The sequence below is a fragment of the Vibrio limimangrovi genome, assembly GCF_054064025.1.
Map to the genome: position 1 here is coordinate 108916 of NZ_JBSUGF010000009.1, position 17770 is coordinate 126685.

At 45.1% G+C, this 17770-nt stretch carries 17 protein-coding genes and 1 pseudogene; 12 read left to right on the plus strand and 6 right to left on the minus strand.

The genetic code is table 11. The annotated features are described in order from the left end of the window. The first annotated feature begins 680 nt into the window (after positions 1 to 680). The 3 genes from ACWYU8_RS14090 to ACWYU8_RS14100 are packed head-to-tail and all read left to right on the plus strand — an operon-like array spanning position 681 to position 3411. The gene (locus tag ACWYU8_RS14090) at positions 681 to 902 is read left to right on the plus strand and encodes a FeoA family protein (protein ID WP_457520286.1); all 222 of its coding nucleotides are present in this window, start codon (positions 681 to 683) and stop codon (positions 900 to 902) included. Positions 903 to 907: 5 nt separating this feature from the next. Then, on the plus strand, positions 908 to 3184 hold the full coding sequence (gene feoB, locus ACWYU8_RS14095; RefSeq protein ID WP_457520287.1) for a Fe(2+) transporter permease subunit FeoB: 2277 nt from the start codon (positions 908 to 910) through the stop codon (positions 3182 to 3184). Further along, positions 3181 to 3411 carry a FeoC-like transcriptional regulator gene (locus tag ACWYU8_RS14100; RefSeq protein WP_457520288.1) on the plus strand — a complete coding sequence of 77 codons (231 nt, stop codon included), beginning with the start codon at positions 3181 to 3183 and terminating at the stop codon, positions 3409 to 3411. Before feoB ends, ACWYU8_RS14100 begins: the two co-directional genes overlap by 4 nt. Before the next feature lie 63 nt (positions 3412 to 3474). Here ACWYU8_RS14100 and ACWYU8_RS14105 read toward each other — a convergent pair whose 3' ends face one another. Together ACWYU8_RS14105 and argS are read right to left on the minus strand one after the other, a co-directional pair. Further along, the gene (locus ACWYU8_RS14105) at positions 3475 to 3903 is read right to left on the minus strand and encodes an HIT domain-containing protein (protein WP_457520289.1); all 429 of its coding nucleotides are present in this window, start codon (positions 3901 to 3903) and stop codon (positions 3475 to 3477) included. A gap of 140 nt (positions 3904 to 4043) precedes the next feature. Next, positions 4044 to 5777 carry an arginine--tRNA ligase gene (gene argS, locus ACWYU8_RS14110; protein WP_457520290.1) on the minus strand — a complete coding sequence of 578 codons (1734 nt, stop codon included), beginning with the start codon at positions 5775 to 5777 and terminating at the stop codon, positions 4044 to 4046. A gap of 274 nt (positions 5778 to 6051) precedes the next feature. Between argS and ACWYU8_RS14115 the strand changes: the two genes are divergently transcribed. Continuing rightward, a complete protein-coding gene (locus ACWYU8_RS14115; protein WP_457520291.1) occupies positions 6052 to 6648 on the plus strand; it encodes a VOC family protein in 597 nt (198 codons plus the stop codon). Positions 6649 to 6728: 80 nt separating this feature from the next. Here the strand turns inward: ACWYU8_RS14115 and purU are convergent, their stop codons facing one another. After that, positions 6729 to 7562 carry a formyltetrahydrofolate deformylase gene (purU, locus tag ACWYU8_RS14120; protein WP_457520292.1) on the minus strand — a complete coding sequence of 278 codons (834 nt, stop codon included), beginning with the start codon at positions 7560 to 7562 and terminating at the stop codon, positions 6729 to 6731. A 216-nt stretch (positions 7563 to 7778) separates the two neighbouring features. Between purU and ACWYU8_RS14125 the strand changes: the two genes are divergently transcribed. The 7 genes and pseudogenes from ACWYU8_RS14125 to rnd all read left to right on the plus strand — a co-directional run bounded on the left by ACWYU8_RS14125 (position 7779) and on the right by rnd (position 15296). Then, positions 7779 to 9689 (plus strand): ATP-dependent DNA helicase, encoded by a 1911-nt coding sequence (locus tag ACWYU8_RS14125; protein ID WP_457520294.1) that lies wholly within the window; start codon positions 7779 to 7781, stop codon positions 9687 to 9689. A gap of 57 nt (positions 9690 to 9746) precedes the next feature. After that, positions 9747 to 10448, plus strand: a complete 702-nt coding sequence (tsaB, locus tag ACWYU8_RS14130) for a tRNA (adenosine(37)-N6)-threonylcarbamoyltransferase complex dimerization subunit type 1 TsaB (protein WP_457520295.1) — start codon at positions 9747 to 9749, stop codon at positions 10446 to 10448. A 79-nt stretch (positions 10449 to 10527) separates the two neighbouring features. Next, positions 10528 to 10834, plus strand: a pseudogene (locus ACWYU8_RS14135) (chromosome partitioning protein ParA). Between the two features lie 47 nt (positions 10835 to 10881). Next, positions 10882 to 11439 (plus strand): Slp family lipoprotein, encoded by a 558-nt coding sequence (locus ACWYU8_RS14140; RefSeq protein WP_457520296.1) that lies wholly within the window; start codon positions 10882 to 10884, stop codon positions 11437 to 11439. Between the two features lie 6 nt (positions 11440 to 11445). After that, positions 11446 to 12300, plus strand: a complete 855-nt coding sequence (locus tag ACWYU8_RS14145) for an alpha/beta hydrolase (protein WP_457520297.1) — start codon at positions 11446 to 11448, stop codon at positions 12298 to 12300. A gap of 106 nt (positions 12301 to 12406) precedes the next feature. Next, positions 12407 to 14098: a long-chain-fatty-acid--CoA ligase FadD gene (fadD, locus tag ACWYU8_RS14150; RefSeq protein WP_457520298.1), complete on the plus strand. Its 1692-nt coding sequence runs from the start codon at positions 12407 to 12409 to the stop codon at positions 14096 to 14098. Between the two features lie 79 nt (positions 14099 to 14177). Beyond that, entirely contained in the window at positions 14178 to 15296 is a 1119-nt protein-coding gene (gene rnd / locus ACWYU8_RS14155; protein WP_457520299.1) for a ribonuclease D, read from the plus strand. Between the two features lie 193 nt (positions 15297 to 15489). On the opposite strand, the gene minE is transcribed toward rnd, so the two are convergent. From minE to minC, 3 genes are read right to left on the minus strand one after another with little or no spacing between them, the layout of a single operon-like run. Beyond that, a complete protein-coding gene (gene minE, locus ACWYU8_RS14160; RefSeq protein WP_457520300.1) occupies positions 15490 to 15753 on the minus strand; it encodes a cell division topological specificity factor MinE in 264 nt (87 codons plus the stop codon). A gap of 2 nt (positions 15754 to 15755) precedes the next feature. Continuing rightward, the gene (minD, locus tag ACWYU8_RS14165) at positions 15756 to 16568 is read right to left on the minus strand and encodes a septum site-determining protein MinD (RefSeq protein WP_457520301.1); all 813 of its coding nucleotides are present in this window, start codon (positions 16566 to 16568) and stop codon (positions 15756 to 15758) included. A 17-nt stretch (positions 16569 to 16585) separates the two neighbouring features. Further along, positions 16586 to 17248, minus strand: coding sequence for a septum site-determining protein MinC (gene minC, locus ACWYU8_RS14170; protein WP_457520302.1), 663 nt, complete (start codon positions 17246 to 17248; stop codon positions 16586 to 16588). A 197-nt stretch (positions 17249 to 17445) separates the two neighbouring features. Here minC and ACWYU8_RS14175 point away from each other — a divergent pair, with 197 nt between their 5' ends. Further along, positions 17446 to 17730 carry a YcgL domain-containing protein gene (locus ACWYU8_RS14175; protein ID WP_457520303.1) on the plus strand — a complete coding sequence of 95 codons (285 nt, stop codon included), beginning with the start codon at positions 17446 to 17448 and terminating at the stop codon, positions 17728 to 17730. The last annotated feature ends 40 nt before the right edge of the window (positions 17731 to 17770 follow it).

The following is a 17770-nucleotide window of genomic DNA, read 5'->3' on the forward strand; positions in this document are numbered from 1 at the left end:
CAAAACACCTTCACTTATACCTTAAACACCCGATACGCAGTCACTAGAACCTCAACTAGGCTTTTTGCTAAGTGCTTTTAATCCTTTGGAACCATCGTCATGCTCATATCAAAATGAGGAGGTCGATCTGTAAGTTTTAAAAGATTGTTTTGAGCGAATGAGACGAGTAAATATGTTCTTTGGGGAGAAGATCTAGTGGGATAAGAATCAGTGAAAAAAATTCGTGGTATAGCCGGGGGGACTATACCACGGGTGTCAATGACACCTTCGCTTGCTGCCGGAGTGGCATATGACTGCCACTTCTGGAATACGTTTAAGAGGTAATCCTCTCGATGCGTTAACTATACGAGGGCTTACTTATTTTTCTTATAAAAATAACGACATGTTCATATGAGAAAAGCGACAATATTTACTTTGTGAATATAACTTATTGATATTAATTGATTATTTTTTATTTTAAATTTTTTGGTCTGTTTTATAAGGAATAGAGTTAGCGTTTGTGATGTCAATTTTGACGAAAATGACGTGAAGAAAATTAACGGAGTTGACGTTTTTCGTGGTGAAAAGATTTATGGAATCTTTGATTTCACACAATGATTGTATGGTAATAGAGGGGTATTATTAAAACCTAAATATTTAAATGATAATTTTTATCATTAGCAATTATATTAAGGACCACTATGAAATTATCAGAAGTTATACCCGGTGAGTCGGTGACTATTCATTTTCTAGATGGCCTTTCACCAGATGTAAGAAAGAAGCTGATGGTAATGGGTCTACTACCAAATACAGTAGTTAAGGTTATCAGACGTGCTCCGATGGGTGACCCACTACAAGTAGAGGTTCGTGGTGTGTCGGTAGCGGTGAGAGAAACCATTGCTCAAAAAATCGAAGTGGAGTGAGTGTCATGCAGTATCAAATCCTTACCGTAGGCAATCCGAATAGCGGTAAAACCACACTTTTTAATGGATTGACTGGTGCAAAGCAACAGGTTGGTAACTGGGCTGGCGTGACTGTCGAGAAAAAGACAGGTCAATTCAAACATGCTGGTGATGAATTTTTGCTGACCGACCTTCCAGGTATTTACTCATTGGACAGTGGTAATGACAGCAACAGTATCGACGAGTCAATCGCGTCAAGAGCGGTACTTACCCATCCAGCGGATCTGATTATCAATGTCGTGGATGCAACAAGCTTAGAGCGAAGTCTGTACATGACGCTGCAATTGCGCGAACTCGGCCGTCCGATGGTCGTCGTCCTGAACAAAATGGATGCTCTAAAACGAGAACGCAAAGTGATTAATGTTGCTGAGCTGGAAAAGACATTGGGCTGTCCGGTTGTGAGTTTATCCGCAACAAGTAGAGAGCAGGTCGCTGAATTTAAAGAGCGTCTTCATAAGTCGGTTGTGCAGGGTGTCGCAATTAAAGAGCTGTCGCTGAACTATGGTGAACAGATGGAAGCGGCGATTGAACATGTATCGATGCTTTTTAGTGACCAAACGGTATCTCATCGTGCTTTAGCGATTCGTGCATTAGAGAAAGACGCCTTGGTTTTGAACAGTATGCCAGAGGCAGAAAGAAGTCATGTTCTGAAAACCATCGTTTCTCTAGATCTGGATATTGACTTACACGTCGCCGATACCAAATACACCCATCTGCATGAGCAGTGTAAGAAGGTTCGCCGCAGTGAAGGTAAGTTGAGTCGAAGTGTGACAGAAAAGTTAGACCAATTCATTCTGAACAAGTGGGTTGGCATTCCTTTTTTCTTTGTCGTCATGTACCTGATGTTTATGTTCTCAATCAACATTGGTAGTGCATTCATCGATTTCTTTGATATTGGTGTCGGTACGTTGCTTGTTGATGGAGGCCATTATCTGCTTGATGATCACCTTCCGGTCTGGTTGGTGACTGTACTTGCAGATGGTATCGGTGGTGGTATCCAGACGGTCGCAACCTTTATACCGGTAATTGCATGTCTGTACTTGTTCCTAGCGGTGCTAGAAAGTTCAGGTTATATGGCGCGCGCAGCATTTGTTCTGGATAAAGTGATGCAGAAAATTGGTCTGCCAGGTAAAGCGTTTGTACCGTTGGTACTGGGATTTGGCTGTAACGTGCCTTCAATCATGGCAACACGTACATTGGATCAAGAGCGTGAACGTAAGTTAGCGGCCTCGATGGTTCCTTTCATGTCTTGTGGTGCACGTTTGCCAGTTTATGCCTTGTTCGCGGCAGCATTCTTCCCTGGCTCTGGTCAAAATGTGGTATTCGCTCTTTACCTGCTGGGTATTGCTGCGGCTATTTTTACCGGCCTGTTTTTGAAAAATACCCTTTACCCGGGTAGCAGCGATAGCCTTGTCATGGAAATGCCTAACTATGAACTGCCTACGCTGCAGAATGTTGTGATCAAAACTTGGCAAAAACTGAAGCGCTTTGTTCTGGGGGCAGGTAAAACGATCGTTGTCGTGGTTGCGATTCTTAGCTTCCTCAACTCAGTAGGCACTGATGGTAGTTTTGGTAATGAAGATAGTGAAAAATCAGTACTGTCAAAGGTCTCTCAGGTTGTGACACCTGTATTTGCGCCAATTGGTATCCAGGAAGATAACTGGCCGGCAACGGTAGGTATCATTACTGGTATCTTCGCGAAAGAGGCAGTCGTTGGTACGCTAAACAGCCTTTATACATCACCAAGTGATGCTGAAGATGCTGACTTTGACCTAATGGGCAGTCTGCAAGAAGCGGTTTTGAGTATTCCAGAAAACCTTGCAGGACTTAGCTTCTCTGATCCTTTGGGCATTGAAGTGGGAGATCTAACCGATACTAACGCGGCTGCGGAAGAGCAAGAGGTGGATTCGTCTATCTTTGGCAACATTAAGTCGCAGTTTGTTTCTGGTCATGCAGCGTTTTCGTACTTAATCTTTATCCTTTTGTACACACCATGTGTTGCTGCGATGGGGGCGTATGTTCGTGAATTTGGTAACAACTTTGCTCGCTTTATCGCGGTGTGGACCATGGGTTTGGCTTACCTAAGTGCGACCTTCTACCATCAGATGATGCATTTCGTGGACAGTCCTGTCACCAGCGGTATTTGGATGGCGGTGATTGTTGCGATCTTCCTCAGTACTTACCGCATATTTAAACGAATTGGTAAGAAGCAGCAAGGTGCGTTAGAGGCGCAGGTAGCATGATTTTAAAAGAGCTCTATCAATATATTGCAGACAAAGGGTCGGTCTCTCAGTCAGATTTGGCGAAGCAATTTGGCATGAGTGAGGATGGTGCCGATGCAATGCTGAGTGTCTGGATCAATAAAGGTCGTATTACACGTTTGGTAGACACAAATACAGCTCATCATGTAACTCGCGTACGCTATGCCGTGACAAGACACGATGGATTATCTCTGACCGTAATGATGTAATCCTCAAACAGAAAAAGCCGCCCTATTAACCTTAATAAGGTGGCTTTTCTGTTCTTGGGGATTTTAAACTTTATGGAAAATAGAGCTTAGCGATAATACATTCTGAATACGACCAAGCACTTCGTCTTGCTCTTCGTCGCTACGGAATTCGCCTTTAGTGTTACCCCACACAGGTCCCGGCCAAGCTATGTCATCTTTAAAACGCGCGATATGATGAATGTGCAGTTGAGGTACCATATTACCCAGTGAGCCCAGATTGAGTTTGTCTGGACGGAACGTCGCTTCGAGCGCTTGGCTTACCGCCTGAGATTCCAACAAAAACTGATGTTGTTCATGCATTGGTAAGTGGTGTAACTCTTTCAGATTGGCGTGCTTAGGGACCAAAATAACCCACGGCACTGCGTTGTCTTTGTGTAATAGGGCAACGCAAAGCGGGAAGTGACCAATAACCGTGGTGTCTTTTGCTAGTTGTGGGTGCAGTTCAAAACTCATTTTGTTTTCCAATTCGTTTCTATTGGGATGGATTGAATTCAGTATACTCAGCAAGTTTGCATTCGTTAACTAGTATAGAAACAAAAAGGCTGACGTTTTTGAACGTCAGCCTTTGCTTTTTTAGTTTAACTGAGAGCGGTTTACATGCGCTCTAGAGTTTCTATACCTAATAGCGACAGACCTTGTTTGATGGTCTTCGCTGTTAGCGCAGCTAGTTTCAGGCGGCTTTGTTTAACGGCTTCGTCTTCTGCAACCAGGATAGGACACGCTTCGTAGAAACTTGAGAACTGACCTGCAAGTTCAAACAGGTAGCTACACATGATGTGTGGTTGACCTTCGCGAGCAACAGACTGAACCGCTTCTTCGAACTGTAGAAGTTTAGCAATCAGCGCTTTTTCCTTTTCGTCAGTGATTTGGATATCACCTTGAAGCTCATCCATTGCAATGCCAGCTTTGGCGAAAATAGATGCAACACGAGTGTATGCGTACTGCATGTATGGTGCAGTGTTACCTTCGAATGCCAGCATGATGTCCCAGTCGAACACGTAGTCAGTAGTACGGTGTTTAGACAGGTCAGAGTATTTCACTGCAGCCATTGCTACGGTACGAGCGATGTTCTCTTTCTCTTCTGCGTCTAGTGTAGGGTTCTTTGACTCGATTAGTTTCGCTGCGCGTTCTTCTGCTTCATCCAGAAGATCAGCAAGACGAACCGTACCACCTGCGCGAGTCTTAAATGGACGACCATCTTTACCTAACATCATGCCGAACGCGTGGTGCTCCAGAGAGACTGACTCTGGCACGTAACCCGCTTTGCGAACGATAGTCCAAGCCTGCATAAGGTGTTGGTGCTGACGAGAGTCTATGAAGTAAAGTACGCGGTTAGCGCCTAGCTCTTCGTAACGGTATTTCGCACATGCGATGTCAGTGGTTGTGTATAGGAAGCCGCCATCACGTTTCTGAACGATAACGCCCATAGGCTCGCCATCTTTGTTTTTGTACTCGTCCAGGAATACAACTTGTGCGCCGTCATCTTCTACAGCAAGACCTTTTTCTTTCAGGTCAGCAACGATCTTAGGTAGCATGTCGTTGTACATGCTCTCGCCCATAACGTCCTCACGAGTCAGTGATACGTTTAGACGATCGTAGTTACGTTGATTTTGGATCATCGTAACGTCAACCAGCTTCTTCCACATTTCTGCACAGAACTCGTCGCCGCTTTGTAGTTTCACTACGTAGTTACGTGCTTTAACTGCGAATTCTTCATCTTCATCGTAAAGCTTTTTAGATTCACGGTAGAAGGCTTCAAGGTCAGCCAGCTCCATTGAAATTTCGCCAGACTCTTGTTGTACACGCTCAAGGTTTGCGATAAGCATACCGAACTGAGTACCCCAGTCACCGATGTGGTTCGCGCGGATAACTTTGTGACCTAAGAATTCAAGAGTACGGACCACTGCGTCACCGATGATGGTTGAACGCAGGTGGCCAACGTGCATTTCTTTCGCAACGTTTGGCGCAGAGTAGTCAGCAACAATAGTTTGCGATTCTTCTTCTGCTACACCCAGACGAGAATCAGTCAGTGCCGCATCCGCTTGTTTTGCAAGAAACTCTTCGCTTAGGAAAATGTTGATAAAACCAGGGCCAGCGATTTCTGTTTTGCTCGCAATGCCATCAAGGTCTAGAACATCCAGTACTTTCTGTGCAAATTCTCGTGGGTTAGTACCCAATTTTTTAGCAACGCCCATTATGCCGTTTGCTTGGTAGTCACCAAATTGTGGCTTTGCTGATTGGCGAACTGCTGCAGGGCTGCCTGCAGGTGCGCCAGCGGCTTCTAGAGCCTGAGATACTTTGTCATTAATAAGTGCTTGGATATTCACACGCGTTTCCTTCAATTCGAGGACTAAGAACCCGTTATGATCAGAGTCGAGTTCTGTTGGAGTTCACAAAAATGGCGCTAATGATAACAACATTATTGCTTTTCTTACAGCGAGGATTTGGTGAAATTGTTACTTTTTCGACTGAATGGAAATCAATGCTCAAATTCCCTCATCTCCTCTGCACCAAGCATCTTGAACTCATTTGGGTATATTCTCTTTTAGGTTTACTATTGCGCCTGAAACGTAGAACAACCCTTCTTTACAGAGAGTCCCGATGACAAATGAATTAGTAGAAAAGCGCTTAACACCAGAATTGATGATCCAAGATTTGGACGCCTTTATGGAAAAAATCGAAGCGCTGGCTTCCATGCTGCATCTGGATTTGAGTTTGGCTCAAGCCGACCATATCGCGCTCCGCATTAACGACTCTAACACTGCGCAACAAGCACATCACGCATGGACTCAGTTCGGTAAGGTGATTTCGCAGGCACAAATCAATGGGCGCCCAATCATTGTGATTGAATTTGATAAAGCACTTGAAAGTCGAGGCTGGAAGATGGAGTGTTTGGAGCTACCGTACCCAGCAGAAGGTAAAATATATCCCACAGAAAGTTGGGAACATGTAGAGTTTGTGATTCCATCCCATGCACAAACGGCTGATACGTTTTTGGCGGATTTGAAGCACACTTATCCGGCCTTTGGTGTGCAATTTGCCAAGCTTGATGAAATGGGTGTGAAAATAAAATTGTCAAGTCCGAAAGGAGAAGGCGAGCGACTGAATAACCCAACGGTAGCGTTTAAATATCAAGGTGTTTGTATCAAGCTTCATCCGCATTCACTTAAACGAATTGTTGAGTCAGAGCAAGCGTAAGTGAGCTAGCAGATTTGAGCTTAAAATAAAAAGGGTTGCCAACAGAGCAACCCTTTTTCAGTTTGACATAGCAGAAAATCTTACAGTATTACCGTCTTATTACCGTAAACAAATACATGATCGTTCAGCACTTTGTTCAGCGCTTTACTTAATACGTTCTTTTCAACATCGCGACCTGCTTGTGCCATATCCTGAGCACTGAAGTTGTGGTCGACCGGAATGACGTCCTGCTTAATGATTGGGCCTTCGTCCAAATCATTCGTCACGAAGTGCGCCGTCGCACCGATGATTTTCACACCACGGTCATAGGCTTGTTGGTAAGGTTTAGCACCAATAAACGCAGGTAAGAAGCTGTGGTGGATGTTGATTATCTTATGGTGGAACTTCTCAACAAATCCAGGCGTTAATACACGCATATATTTCGCTAGTACGATGTAATCCACATCGTATTGGTTGATCACGTCAAGCATCTTTTGTTCATGCTCTTCACGGCTGAGATCTTCGTGAGTCACAAAGTGGTAAGGAATATCAAATCGTTCGGTAAGAGACTGCAACTTGTCGTAGTTACCGACGACCGCTGCGATTTCAACATCCAGGCTGCCATCGAAGTTTTTCATCAGAATATCGCCTAGGCAGTGCGCTTCTTTGGTAACTAAGATAACAACACGTTTACGGCGAGAGCTAATCAGTCTGCGTTTAGCACCTGCTGGCAGAGCCTGATCTAAGTCGGCGAGTAAGGTCTGATCGTTGAAGTAACCCTCCAACTCCGTTCGCATGAAAAAGTGCCCACTGGTGTTATCAACAAACTCGTTATTGTGAATGATGTTTAATTGATGTTTGTAACAAATGTTAGTGATTTTTGAAATTAAACCCGGTGCGTCAGAACAATGGGTTAACAGCGTTTTCTTTTCCATAACAGGGGGACTTCCATGCAATAAAATTTGAGCGTACGAAAAGTGTGTCGGCCGACAGGGACCAACCGTACTGCAATGTTCCATCATAAATAATCTATTCTTGGGCTGGTTTCAACAAATTATCTGCAATGAGTCATAAGCTGGTCATATTGTGGGCTGCTGTCACTCCCCATCGTCTGTTATACTCTCGACAATTTTTTTAATCAGACCCTAGATATGATCGCAAAAACATTCTCCTCTGAGGGCGCTTTAGGTAAGGCCATTCCTGGTTTTCAGGCCCGTCAGCCACAAATAGATATGGCGGAAGCCGTCAGTCGTGCGATCAAAGATCAAAACCAGCTCGTGGTGGAGGCGGGGACGGGGACAGGTAAAACTTTCGCCTACTTAGTGCCGGCTTTATTAAGTGGAAAGAAAGTCATCATCAGTACAGGCTCTAAGAACCTCCAAGAGCAGTTGTATCATCGTGACCTGCCTCTAATGGTCAATGCTCTGGGTTTTTATGGTCAAGTTGCGTTATTAAAAGGGCGCTCAAACTACCTGTGTCTGGACCGCCTGAGCCGACAAATGGTAGAAAGTCATACTAACGAAGCCGACCCAACGTTATTGACTCAACTCGTGAAAGTCAGAGCCTGGTCTTCAGAGACCAAAACCGGCGACTTGGGCGACTGCGATGATTTGCCTGAAGACAGCTTGATCATTCCTACGATTACCTCAACCAATGACAATTGCTTGGGCAAAGAGTGTCCAAGTTATACTGACTGTTTTGTGTTGAAAGCGCGCAAACGAGCCATGGATTCCGATGTCGTCGTGGTCAACCATCACTTGTTCCTCGCAGACCTTGCGATTAAAGAGACGGGCTTTGGTGAGTTAATCCCAGAAGCCGATGTCTTTATTTTCGATGAGGCTCATCAGTTGCCGGACATCGCCAGTGAGTACTTTGGTCAGACGGTATCGAGTCGTCAAATTCATGATCTCGCCAAGGACATCGAAATTGCTTACCGTACTGAAGCAAAAGATATGCGTCAGTTGCAAAAGGTCGGCGATAAGTTACTGCAAAGTGCGATGGATATGCGTATTGTCCTCGGCGAGCCGGGTTATCGTGGTAACTGGCGAGAGGCTTTGCAGTCGGAATCGATAAAACGTGAATTAGTTCGGCTAACCGACAGTCTGGAATTGGCAATTGATGTTCTTAAACTTGCTTTGGGTCGCAGCCAACTGCTGGATGTGGCGTTTGAACGTGCTAATTTGATCAAAGGTCGGATTGATCGCGTGTGTGATGTGGATATTACCGGATACTCATATTGGTATGACACTTCGCCAAGGCATTTTGCTTTACACATTACACCGCTTTCCGTCGCCGATAAGTTTCATGAGCAAATTGAAATCAAGCAGGGGGCGTGGATATTCACCTCTGCAACCTTGGCGGTATCGGGAGACTTCAAGCATTTTACTGACCGTCTGGGTCTGAAACCAAAACAGCAGTTCTCCTTGCCATCACCGTTCGATTACGAAAAGCAAGCGCGCTTGTGTGTTCCTCGTTATTTACCAGAGCCAAATAGTCCGGGGTTGGCAGATAAATTGGTACACATGTTAGCGCCAGTCATTGAAGAGAACCAAGGACGATGTTTCTTCCTGTGTACCTCGCACAGCATGATGAGAGAGCTGGGTGAAAAGTTCAGAGATGTACTGGATTTACCAGTTCTCATGCAAGGTGAAATGAGTAAACAAAAGACTCTGGCAGAATTTATGGAGCTGGGGAATGCGTTGCTGGTGGCAACGGGCGCATTTTGGGAAGGGATCGATGTTAGAGGTGATGCACTTAGCTGTGTTATCATCGACAAATTACCGTTTACCGCCCCTGATGACCCGCTCCTCAAAGCCCGAATCGAAGATTGTCGATTACGTGGTGGTGAGCCTTTTGCCGAAGTGCAAATTCCAGATGCGGTGATTACTTTAAAACAGGGGGTAGGTCGCTTGATTCGAGATCAGAAAGATCATGGCGCATTGATCATTTGCGACAATCGTCTGGTAACGCGTGATTATGGCGGCATCTTTTTAGGCAGCTTACCGCCGATCCCAAGAACCCGGGATTTAGAACGAATCAAAGCTTTCCTTAAAGCAGAATAATTAGTCACAGACGTACGTTGTGGCATAACCAAATAAAACAGAGTTGTAGAGAGTTAAATGAGCGCAAAAATTCTTGCCATCGATACATCAACTGAAAACTGTTCAGTTGCACTACTTGTTAATGATCAAGTGATTTCACGCAGTGAAGTGGCACCTCGTGACCATACGAAAAAAGTCTTACCTATGGTTGATGAAGTGTTGAAAGAAGCGGGTCTTACTCTACAAGACTTGGACGCATTGGCGTTTGGTCGCGGCCCAGGCAGTTTCACTGGTGTTCGTATTGGTATCGGTATTGCTCAAGGTTTAGCGTTTGGTGCAGATCTGCCAATGATTGGTGTTTCGACATTAGCGGCGATGGCACAAGCAAGCTACCGTCTTCACGGTGCAACTGACGTAGCGGTCGCAATTGATGCTCGCATGAGCGAAGTGTATTGGGCACGTTATACTCGCCAGGAAAATGGTGAATGGGTAGGTGTGGATGAAGAGTGTGTGATTCCGCCTGCAAACCTGGTCGCAGAAGCGAAAGCTGACGAAGTGAGATGGACAACGGCTGGTACGGGTTGGGATGCTTACCAGCCTGAACTAGCGGGCCTGCCATTCAGTGTTACAGCAAGTGACGTACTGTACCCTGATTCGCAAGATATCGTAGTTCTGGCTAAACAAGAATTAGAGAAAGGCAATACGGTTCCTGTTGAAGAGTCCAGCCCTGTCTATCTGCGCGATAACGTGACATGGAAGAAACTTCCGGGTCGCGAGTAACAGTTTCACCCACTATCACAACGACTACCAATCATTGATATAAGTGCAGGGCAATTGCCCTGCCTTTTTATGGAGTGTTATGGCGTCGATTAATGGTTTACCTCCCTCTTTCTATAACAAGTGCAAATCGCACGGATAAAGTCAGTAAAAAGAGTCAGGTAAAAAAAGCTCGGACTAAGCAACCAATCGAGCAGCCCTCTAAAGTTGCTAATGCTGTCGCGCATTCCATAAAGAAAGTGGATGAATCCCAGATTCACCAAGCTCAAGTGCAATATGATCTCCCAGAAGGAAATGCGCGAAAAGCGATGGAACAGTATATGGATGTCATGAATAGAGCGAAAAAAGAGGAACTGGCTCAATTGCTTGGTGTCGATATCTATGTGTAATGAACGGAGATCATTCGTTCGCGATAAATAGGGTTAAATGGTGGGTTATGACATTTTCTCGACACATTTTTCTGGTTTTATTGGTTGTGTTTGGACTGTCGGCGTGCAGTTCTCTTCCTGAAGAATTGAACGCAACAACGGAACAAGTTCTCACAGACTATAAAACGTTTGCTGAGTCTGAAGGGCGAGTAAGTAATGATGTCCGTTTAGGCGGCATTATTGCTAAAGTCGACAACTTCAAAGACAAAACGCGAATTGAGATCGTTAATTTACCCATCAGTCAGTCTGGTAAACCAGATATTAATGAAGAACCTACAGGTCGCTTTGCGGTTTACTTCGATGGTTACTTAGAGCCTGTGGCATTTAGCAAAGGGCGTTTAGTCACCGTGGTTGGAAAAAGTGCGGGTGAAGAAGAAGGAAAAATCGGCGAGCGTGAATACATCTTCCCTCTGATGAAAGGTCTGGGCTACCGTTTATGGACGATAGAAGAGCGAGTTCGAACGTACGATACACCACTTTTCCTCTACCCATGCTATTCAATTAACTGCCGTATGGAACGTCACGATTTCCCGCAAGATGGCAGAATCATCAAACAGGTCAAATAATCGGTTATGCATGAGCGTCGATTTGAACTCGCTGCCGGTACAATGGCAGCCCTCGAAATAGGTAATGAAAAAACGGCTGACTTGTCAGTCGTTTTTCTTCATGGATGGTTAGACAACGCGGGCAGTTTTAAAGCTCTGATGGAACAGATAAATCAGCTTAACCCTGCTCTGCATTTGTTGGCCGTCGATCACTTTGGACATGGTTTGTCTAGCCACAAATCTTCCGATAATTACTACCCTTTCCACGACTATATTTCCGACTTACATCATTTGTTGGATGAATTATCGCCAAACAGACTCATGTTAGTAGGGCATTCGCTTGGTGCTTTGGTCTCAAGTTGCTATAGTGCCGCGTTTCCTGAGCAGGTCGAAGCATTAGTGCAAATCGAAGGAGCAGGTCCTCTTACTGAGGCACCTTCACACAGTTTGCAGCGTCTGCGTGATGGCATTTTGAGTCGCCAGCGACAAAGAAATAAGCCGGAACGCTCCATTGCTTCCTTTGATCTGGCTTTAAAGTTACGCATGCAAGCCAACCAGTTGACAGCAGAACAACTTCTGCCCATTGTTGAGCGCGGAACTGTACAGCGCGAAAACTTATGGTATTGGAGATATGACTCCAAGTTAAAATGCGCGTCGCTTTACCGTATGGCCCAAGAGCATGCAAACTCAATCACCAGCCAAATACGTTGTCCACATCTGATCGTATTAGGCGACCAAGGATTTCAGAATTTACCTTCCAGCCAAGTAGATTGGGGACAGAATCCACCACAAGTGGTGTCTGTTTCAGGAGGTCACCATTGTCATTTAGAGCAAATACTCGAAATTTCGAACGCAATTCTTGGTGTAGTTAACAAAATTTAAACAAGTGTTTGGGAGTTTCGTGCTCAAGCACGTTCGCTGTGCTGTAATAGCCATCAAAAATAAAAAGGCTGTTATCGTAAGACAGCGATAAACGAGGAGTAATATCGTGGATAAACCATGGCTTTCACGTTATCCAAGTGACGTACCTGAAACCATTAATCCGGAGCAGTACGAGTCTTTGGTAGACATGTTTGAACAGTCTGTCCAAAAGTATGCAGACCAGCCGGCATTTATGAATATGGGCTCGGTTATGACCTTCCGAAAGTTGGAAGAGCGTAGCCGCGCTTTTGCTGCTTTTCTGCAGAATGAGTTAAAGCTGAAAAAGGGTGATCGAGTTGCTCTTATGATGCCAAACTTGCTGCAATATCCAGTGGCACTGTTTGGTGTTTTACGTGCTGGTTGTATCGCCGTAAACGTGAATCCGCTATACACTCCTCGTGAACTTGAACACCAGTTGAATGACTCAGGTGCCAAGGCGATTGTTATTGTTTCTAACTTTGCCAATACGCTAGAGCAAATCGTTGCCAATACATCAGTGAAGCACGTTGTGTTGACCAGTTTGGGTCAGATGCTGCCGCGCGCGAAGGGCACGATTGTCGATTTTGTCGTGAAATACATTAAAGGCATGGTGCCGAAGTATCATCTGCCTGGTGCCATTTCGATGCGTAAGGCGCTGCATAAAGGTCGTCGTCTGCAATATGTGAAGCCTTTTATGTCTGGTGATGACATTGCTTTCCTACAATATACCGGCGGTACCACTGGTGTTGCCAAAGGCGCGATTCTGACGCATAGCAACATGATTGCCAACGTGCTGCAGGCAAAAGGGGCATACGGTCCGGTTTTGACGGCGGGTAGAGAGCTGGTCGTTACGGCATTGCCGCTTTATCACGTATTTGCATTAACAGTGAACTGCTTACTGTTTATTGAAATGGGGGGCAGTAACCTGTTAATTACTAACCCTCGCGATATTCCAGGCTTCGTTAAAGAGCTGCAAAAATACCCGTTTACCGCCATTACGGGTGTGAATACGCTGTTCAATGCTCTGGTCAATAATGAAGATTTCCGTGAGCTGGATTTTAGCAATCTGCGATTATCGGTAGGGGGTGGGATGGCCGTTCAGCGTGCCGTCGCGGAAAAATGGTTGAAAACCACAGGTTGTTATTTGTTAGAAGGCTATGGCCTGACCGAGTGTTCTCCATTGGTTGCAGCATATCCTCATGATCTCGTTGAATACAATGGATCTATTGGCTTGCCAGTGCCATCAACGGAAGTTCGTATCGTGGATGAAGAAGGTAACGTGCTGCCAAACACGGGAACGGGCGAGCTTCAGGTTCGTGGTCCTCAGGTTATGCAAGGTTACTGGCAACGTCCTGAGGCAACCAGAGACACGATAAATGAAGATGGCTGGTTGTCGACAGGAGATATTGTTAAATTCGACGATGAAGGCTTCCTGCATATTGTTGATCGTAAGAAAGACATGATCCTGGTTTCTGGTTTTAACGTTTACCCGAATGAAATTGAGGATGTCGTTGCACTTCATGGTAAAGTGCTGGAAGTCGCCGCGATTGGTCAGCCTAACGATGCCTCTGGTGAACTGGTGAAAGTTTATGTCGTTAAACGTGATCCAAGTTTAACCAAAGACGAAGTCATTGCGCATTGTCGTGAGCACCTAACAGGGTACAAGGTTCCAAAACTGGTTGAATTCCGAGATGAATTACCAAAGTCGAACGTTGGTAAAATTCTGCGTCGTGTGCTTCGGGAAGAGAATGATGCCGAAGTCGCGAAGAAGGGCTCATAAGTCGAATTCGTTGAGTCGCCGTAATTAAAAAATGTTAGAATGCCAGCGTTTTGCTGGCATTTTTTATAGCGAGAAGCATGTGAATTATAAGATTATTATTAAAAACAACGACCTAGAAGAAATTTGTGCTCAAGCCAGAGACGCAGATGTCGTTATGCTGGATACAGAATTTGTGCGTATCAGGACTTTCTACCCGCAGCTAGGTTTGATTCAGCTTTTCGACGGCAAAAACCTTTCGCTTATCGATCCGACTGAGCTGACGGACATGTCCCCATTCGTTGAGCTTCTGAGAGACACTTCGGTATTAAAAGTTTTACATGCTTGTGGTGAAGACCTCGAAGTATTCCAAAATGCCTTTGGCTGTACGCCATTTCCGATGGTTGATACTCAACTTATGGCAGCGTTTCTTGGGCATGGACTATCAACGGGTTTTGCTTCCCTGGTTGAAGAATATCTTGGTGTAGAGCTCGACAAGAGTGAGTCACGCACAGACTGGATGGCTCGACCACTGACGCAAAAGCAGCTCGACTACGCAGCGGCGGATGTGCACTACCTGCTTCCGCTTTATGAAATTCTGCTCGACAAAGTGACGGAAGCAGACTGGTGGAGCGCAGTGCAGCAAGAGAGCGATTTGCTGGTGTCAAAGCGTATTCGCGAAGTTAATGAAGAAAATGCCTATCTGGATATCAAAGGTGCATGGCAGTTGAAGCCTTCTGAGCTGGCGATCTTAAAGCCGCTTGCGACATGGCGTTATCATCAGGCAGTCAAACGTGACCTTGCTCTTAACTTTGTCTTTAAAGAAGGGGACTTATTAACGGTTGCTCGTCTTGGCCTGACTGGTTTTAAGAAAATGGAAGCAGAAGGCATTGATATCCGGGCTATTAATCGTCACGGCGCAAAGATCGCGGACATCGTTAAAAAAGCGAAGCAGACTCCCGCGGATGAATATCCTGAGAAGATTGAACGTCTGATGGACTACCCGGGCTATAAGCAGGTCTTCAAGAATATGAAAGACATCGTAAAAAGTGCGTCGCAGAAGTCGGGTCTGGCAACTGAGTTTCTTGCTTCTAAGAAGCAGATAAACCAGCTCATCAGTTGGGTATGGAAGAAGGAGCGTGATGCTGCAAGACTGCCTGACGTTATGCGAGGTTGGCGTCTTGAGCTTATCGGCGAAAAGATGAATAAGGCGCTTAAATAATACTAAGCGAAGCACTATAAGGTTGGCTATATCGCCAACCTTTTTTGGCACTCACATGTCTTCATCCTGTCATCCCGACGAGCTCAAGCGAGATCAGGAATCCACTAAACAGCACGCGCTAAAACTGAGAATACGAGTGTTTGCTATAAAGCTCGAGAGATTTGAGCTCACTTTACAAACACCGATTGGCAAATTACTTCTCTTCGTCTGGCAGCTTCACGTTGAGCTCAAGTACTGAAATATCGTCACCTTTGTGCTCAAAGGTTAAATCCACCATATTCGGATCAATCTCCACGTACTTGCTGATCACTTTCAGAATGTCCTCTTTTAACTGAGGGAGGTAAGACGGCGCTGGATCACTTTGGCTGCGGCGTTCTGCCACAATGATCTGCAAGCGTTCTTTAGCCAGACTCGCCGACGTTTTCTTCTGAGGGCGGAAAAATTCTAGTAATGACATGTCTAACCTCCGAACAGTCGTTTAAAGAGTCCTTTCTTCTCCTCAGTAAGGAAACGAAAATTAACCTGATTGCCTAATAAGCGATCGACGGTGTCAGAGTAAGCCATACCAGCATCTGTTTGTTCATCAAACGTAACAGGCACACCTTTGTTTGATGCATTCAGTACCGCTTGGCTTTCAGGAATTACACCCAGCAGTGGAATATGTAGAATTTCTTCAACGTCTTCTACACTCAGCATCTCACCTTGATTTACGCGCATCGGGTTGTAACGTGTCAGCAGAAGGTGCTGTTTCACTGGTTCCAGACCTTGTTCCGCGCGTAGCGACTTCGAGTCCAGAATACCCAGAATACGGTCTGAGTCTCGTACTGAAGAAACTTCAGGGTTAGTGGTCACAATCGCTTCGTCAGCGTAGTACAACGCCATCAGAGCGCCTTGCTCGATACCCGCTGGTGAATCACAGATAATGAAATCAAAACCCATCTCATCCAGTTCGGTGAATACACGTTGTACACCATCTTTAGTCAGTGCGTCTTTGTCACGTGTCTGTGAAGCAGGAAGAATGAATAAGTTGTCTGTGCGTTTGTCTTTGATCATCGCTTGGTTTAATGTCGCTTCACCGTTAATGACGTTCACAAAGTCATAAACGACACGACGCTCACAACCCATAATAAGATCGAGGTTACGCAATCCGATATCGAAATCGATTACTGCGGTTTTATTTCCTTTTAGAGCCAAGCCAGAGGCGATGGCTGCGCTTGAAGTGGTCTTACCGACGCCACCTTTACCAGACGTTACTACAATAATGCGTGCCATTTGTTTTCCTTTTTAGACTATATTGTGAGTGTCTCAAGACGTAATGATTCTTCTGCTTTACTGATCATTACTTTCTTTTGCCAATACTCACTCTCAATTTGATCGCTTAACCAGTAATCTCCAGCAATAGATACTAGTTCTGCTTGTAAATCGTGGCAAATAATCCGAGCATCATGCTGCCCACTTGCGCCTGCAATTGCGCGCCCGCGCAAAGTTCCGTGAATATGTATGGAGCCATCTGCGATAACTTCTGCGCCTGCGCTGACATGTGCTAGCACCACTAAATCCCCGTCTTTTGCGTAGATTTGCTGTCCAGAGCGGACAGGTGTACGAATGAATTTAGTTGGAGCCATTTTGGCAGGTGCCTGGCTTGGAGATTTGCTTGCAGACATGATGGCGAAGCCAGCTTCGGACGCAAGGTTTTGTACACGTTTATCTTTTGAACCCGTTACACCGACCGGAATAAAGCCAGCATCAGCGATACCTTGTTTGAGCGCAGGGAAATCAATGTCGCCTTCGACTTTTGCTATATTGATAACCAAAGGCGCGGATGCGAAGAAAGACGGTGCCTGTGACACTTTTTCTTGCAAAAACTCGATAGTTTTTACTATCTCGCTGTCAGAAAGGTGTAAAACTGACAAGGTAAAGCTGCTACCTTTAAGGTCTGGTGAATGGGTCATCGTGGACTTCTTGCCTCTGTTGAAAGAGCGTTGCCTTAAACTAGGTCTATCATGTTATATTCCATCTTTTGGCGCAGCAAGTTCTCTAACCAGCAATTCGGTGAATTAATCTCAAATTTGCTATTAAGTTTGCGGCAATTTAACGTTTCTAACTAAATCCGTAATAAAAACGGCTAAATCAGCATAAAAGGCGTGTCATGCTTTGTTCTATTTATAAAAGCTCTAAAAAAGAAGGTACTTATCTCTATATTCCGAAAAAGGACGATTTTTCACAGGTTCCTGACACCTTAATGCGGATGTTCGGTAAGCCTATCGCTGTCATGACGATTAAACTTGACGGTCGTAAGTTGGCGCAGGTGGATATAGAAAAAGTGAAAGCCTCATTATTGAACGACGGCTTCTTTCTGCAAGTTCCACCACCACCGGAAAACCTATTAGAAAAATATAAAGAACAAAAAGCTCAGCAAAAAGACGCAAAGTAATTTCGCATCTTGCTGAGGTTTCTGCCTTGCTCAAGGAGGG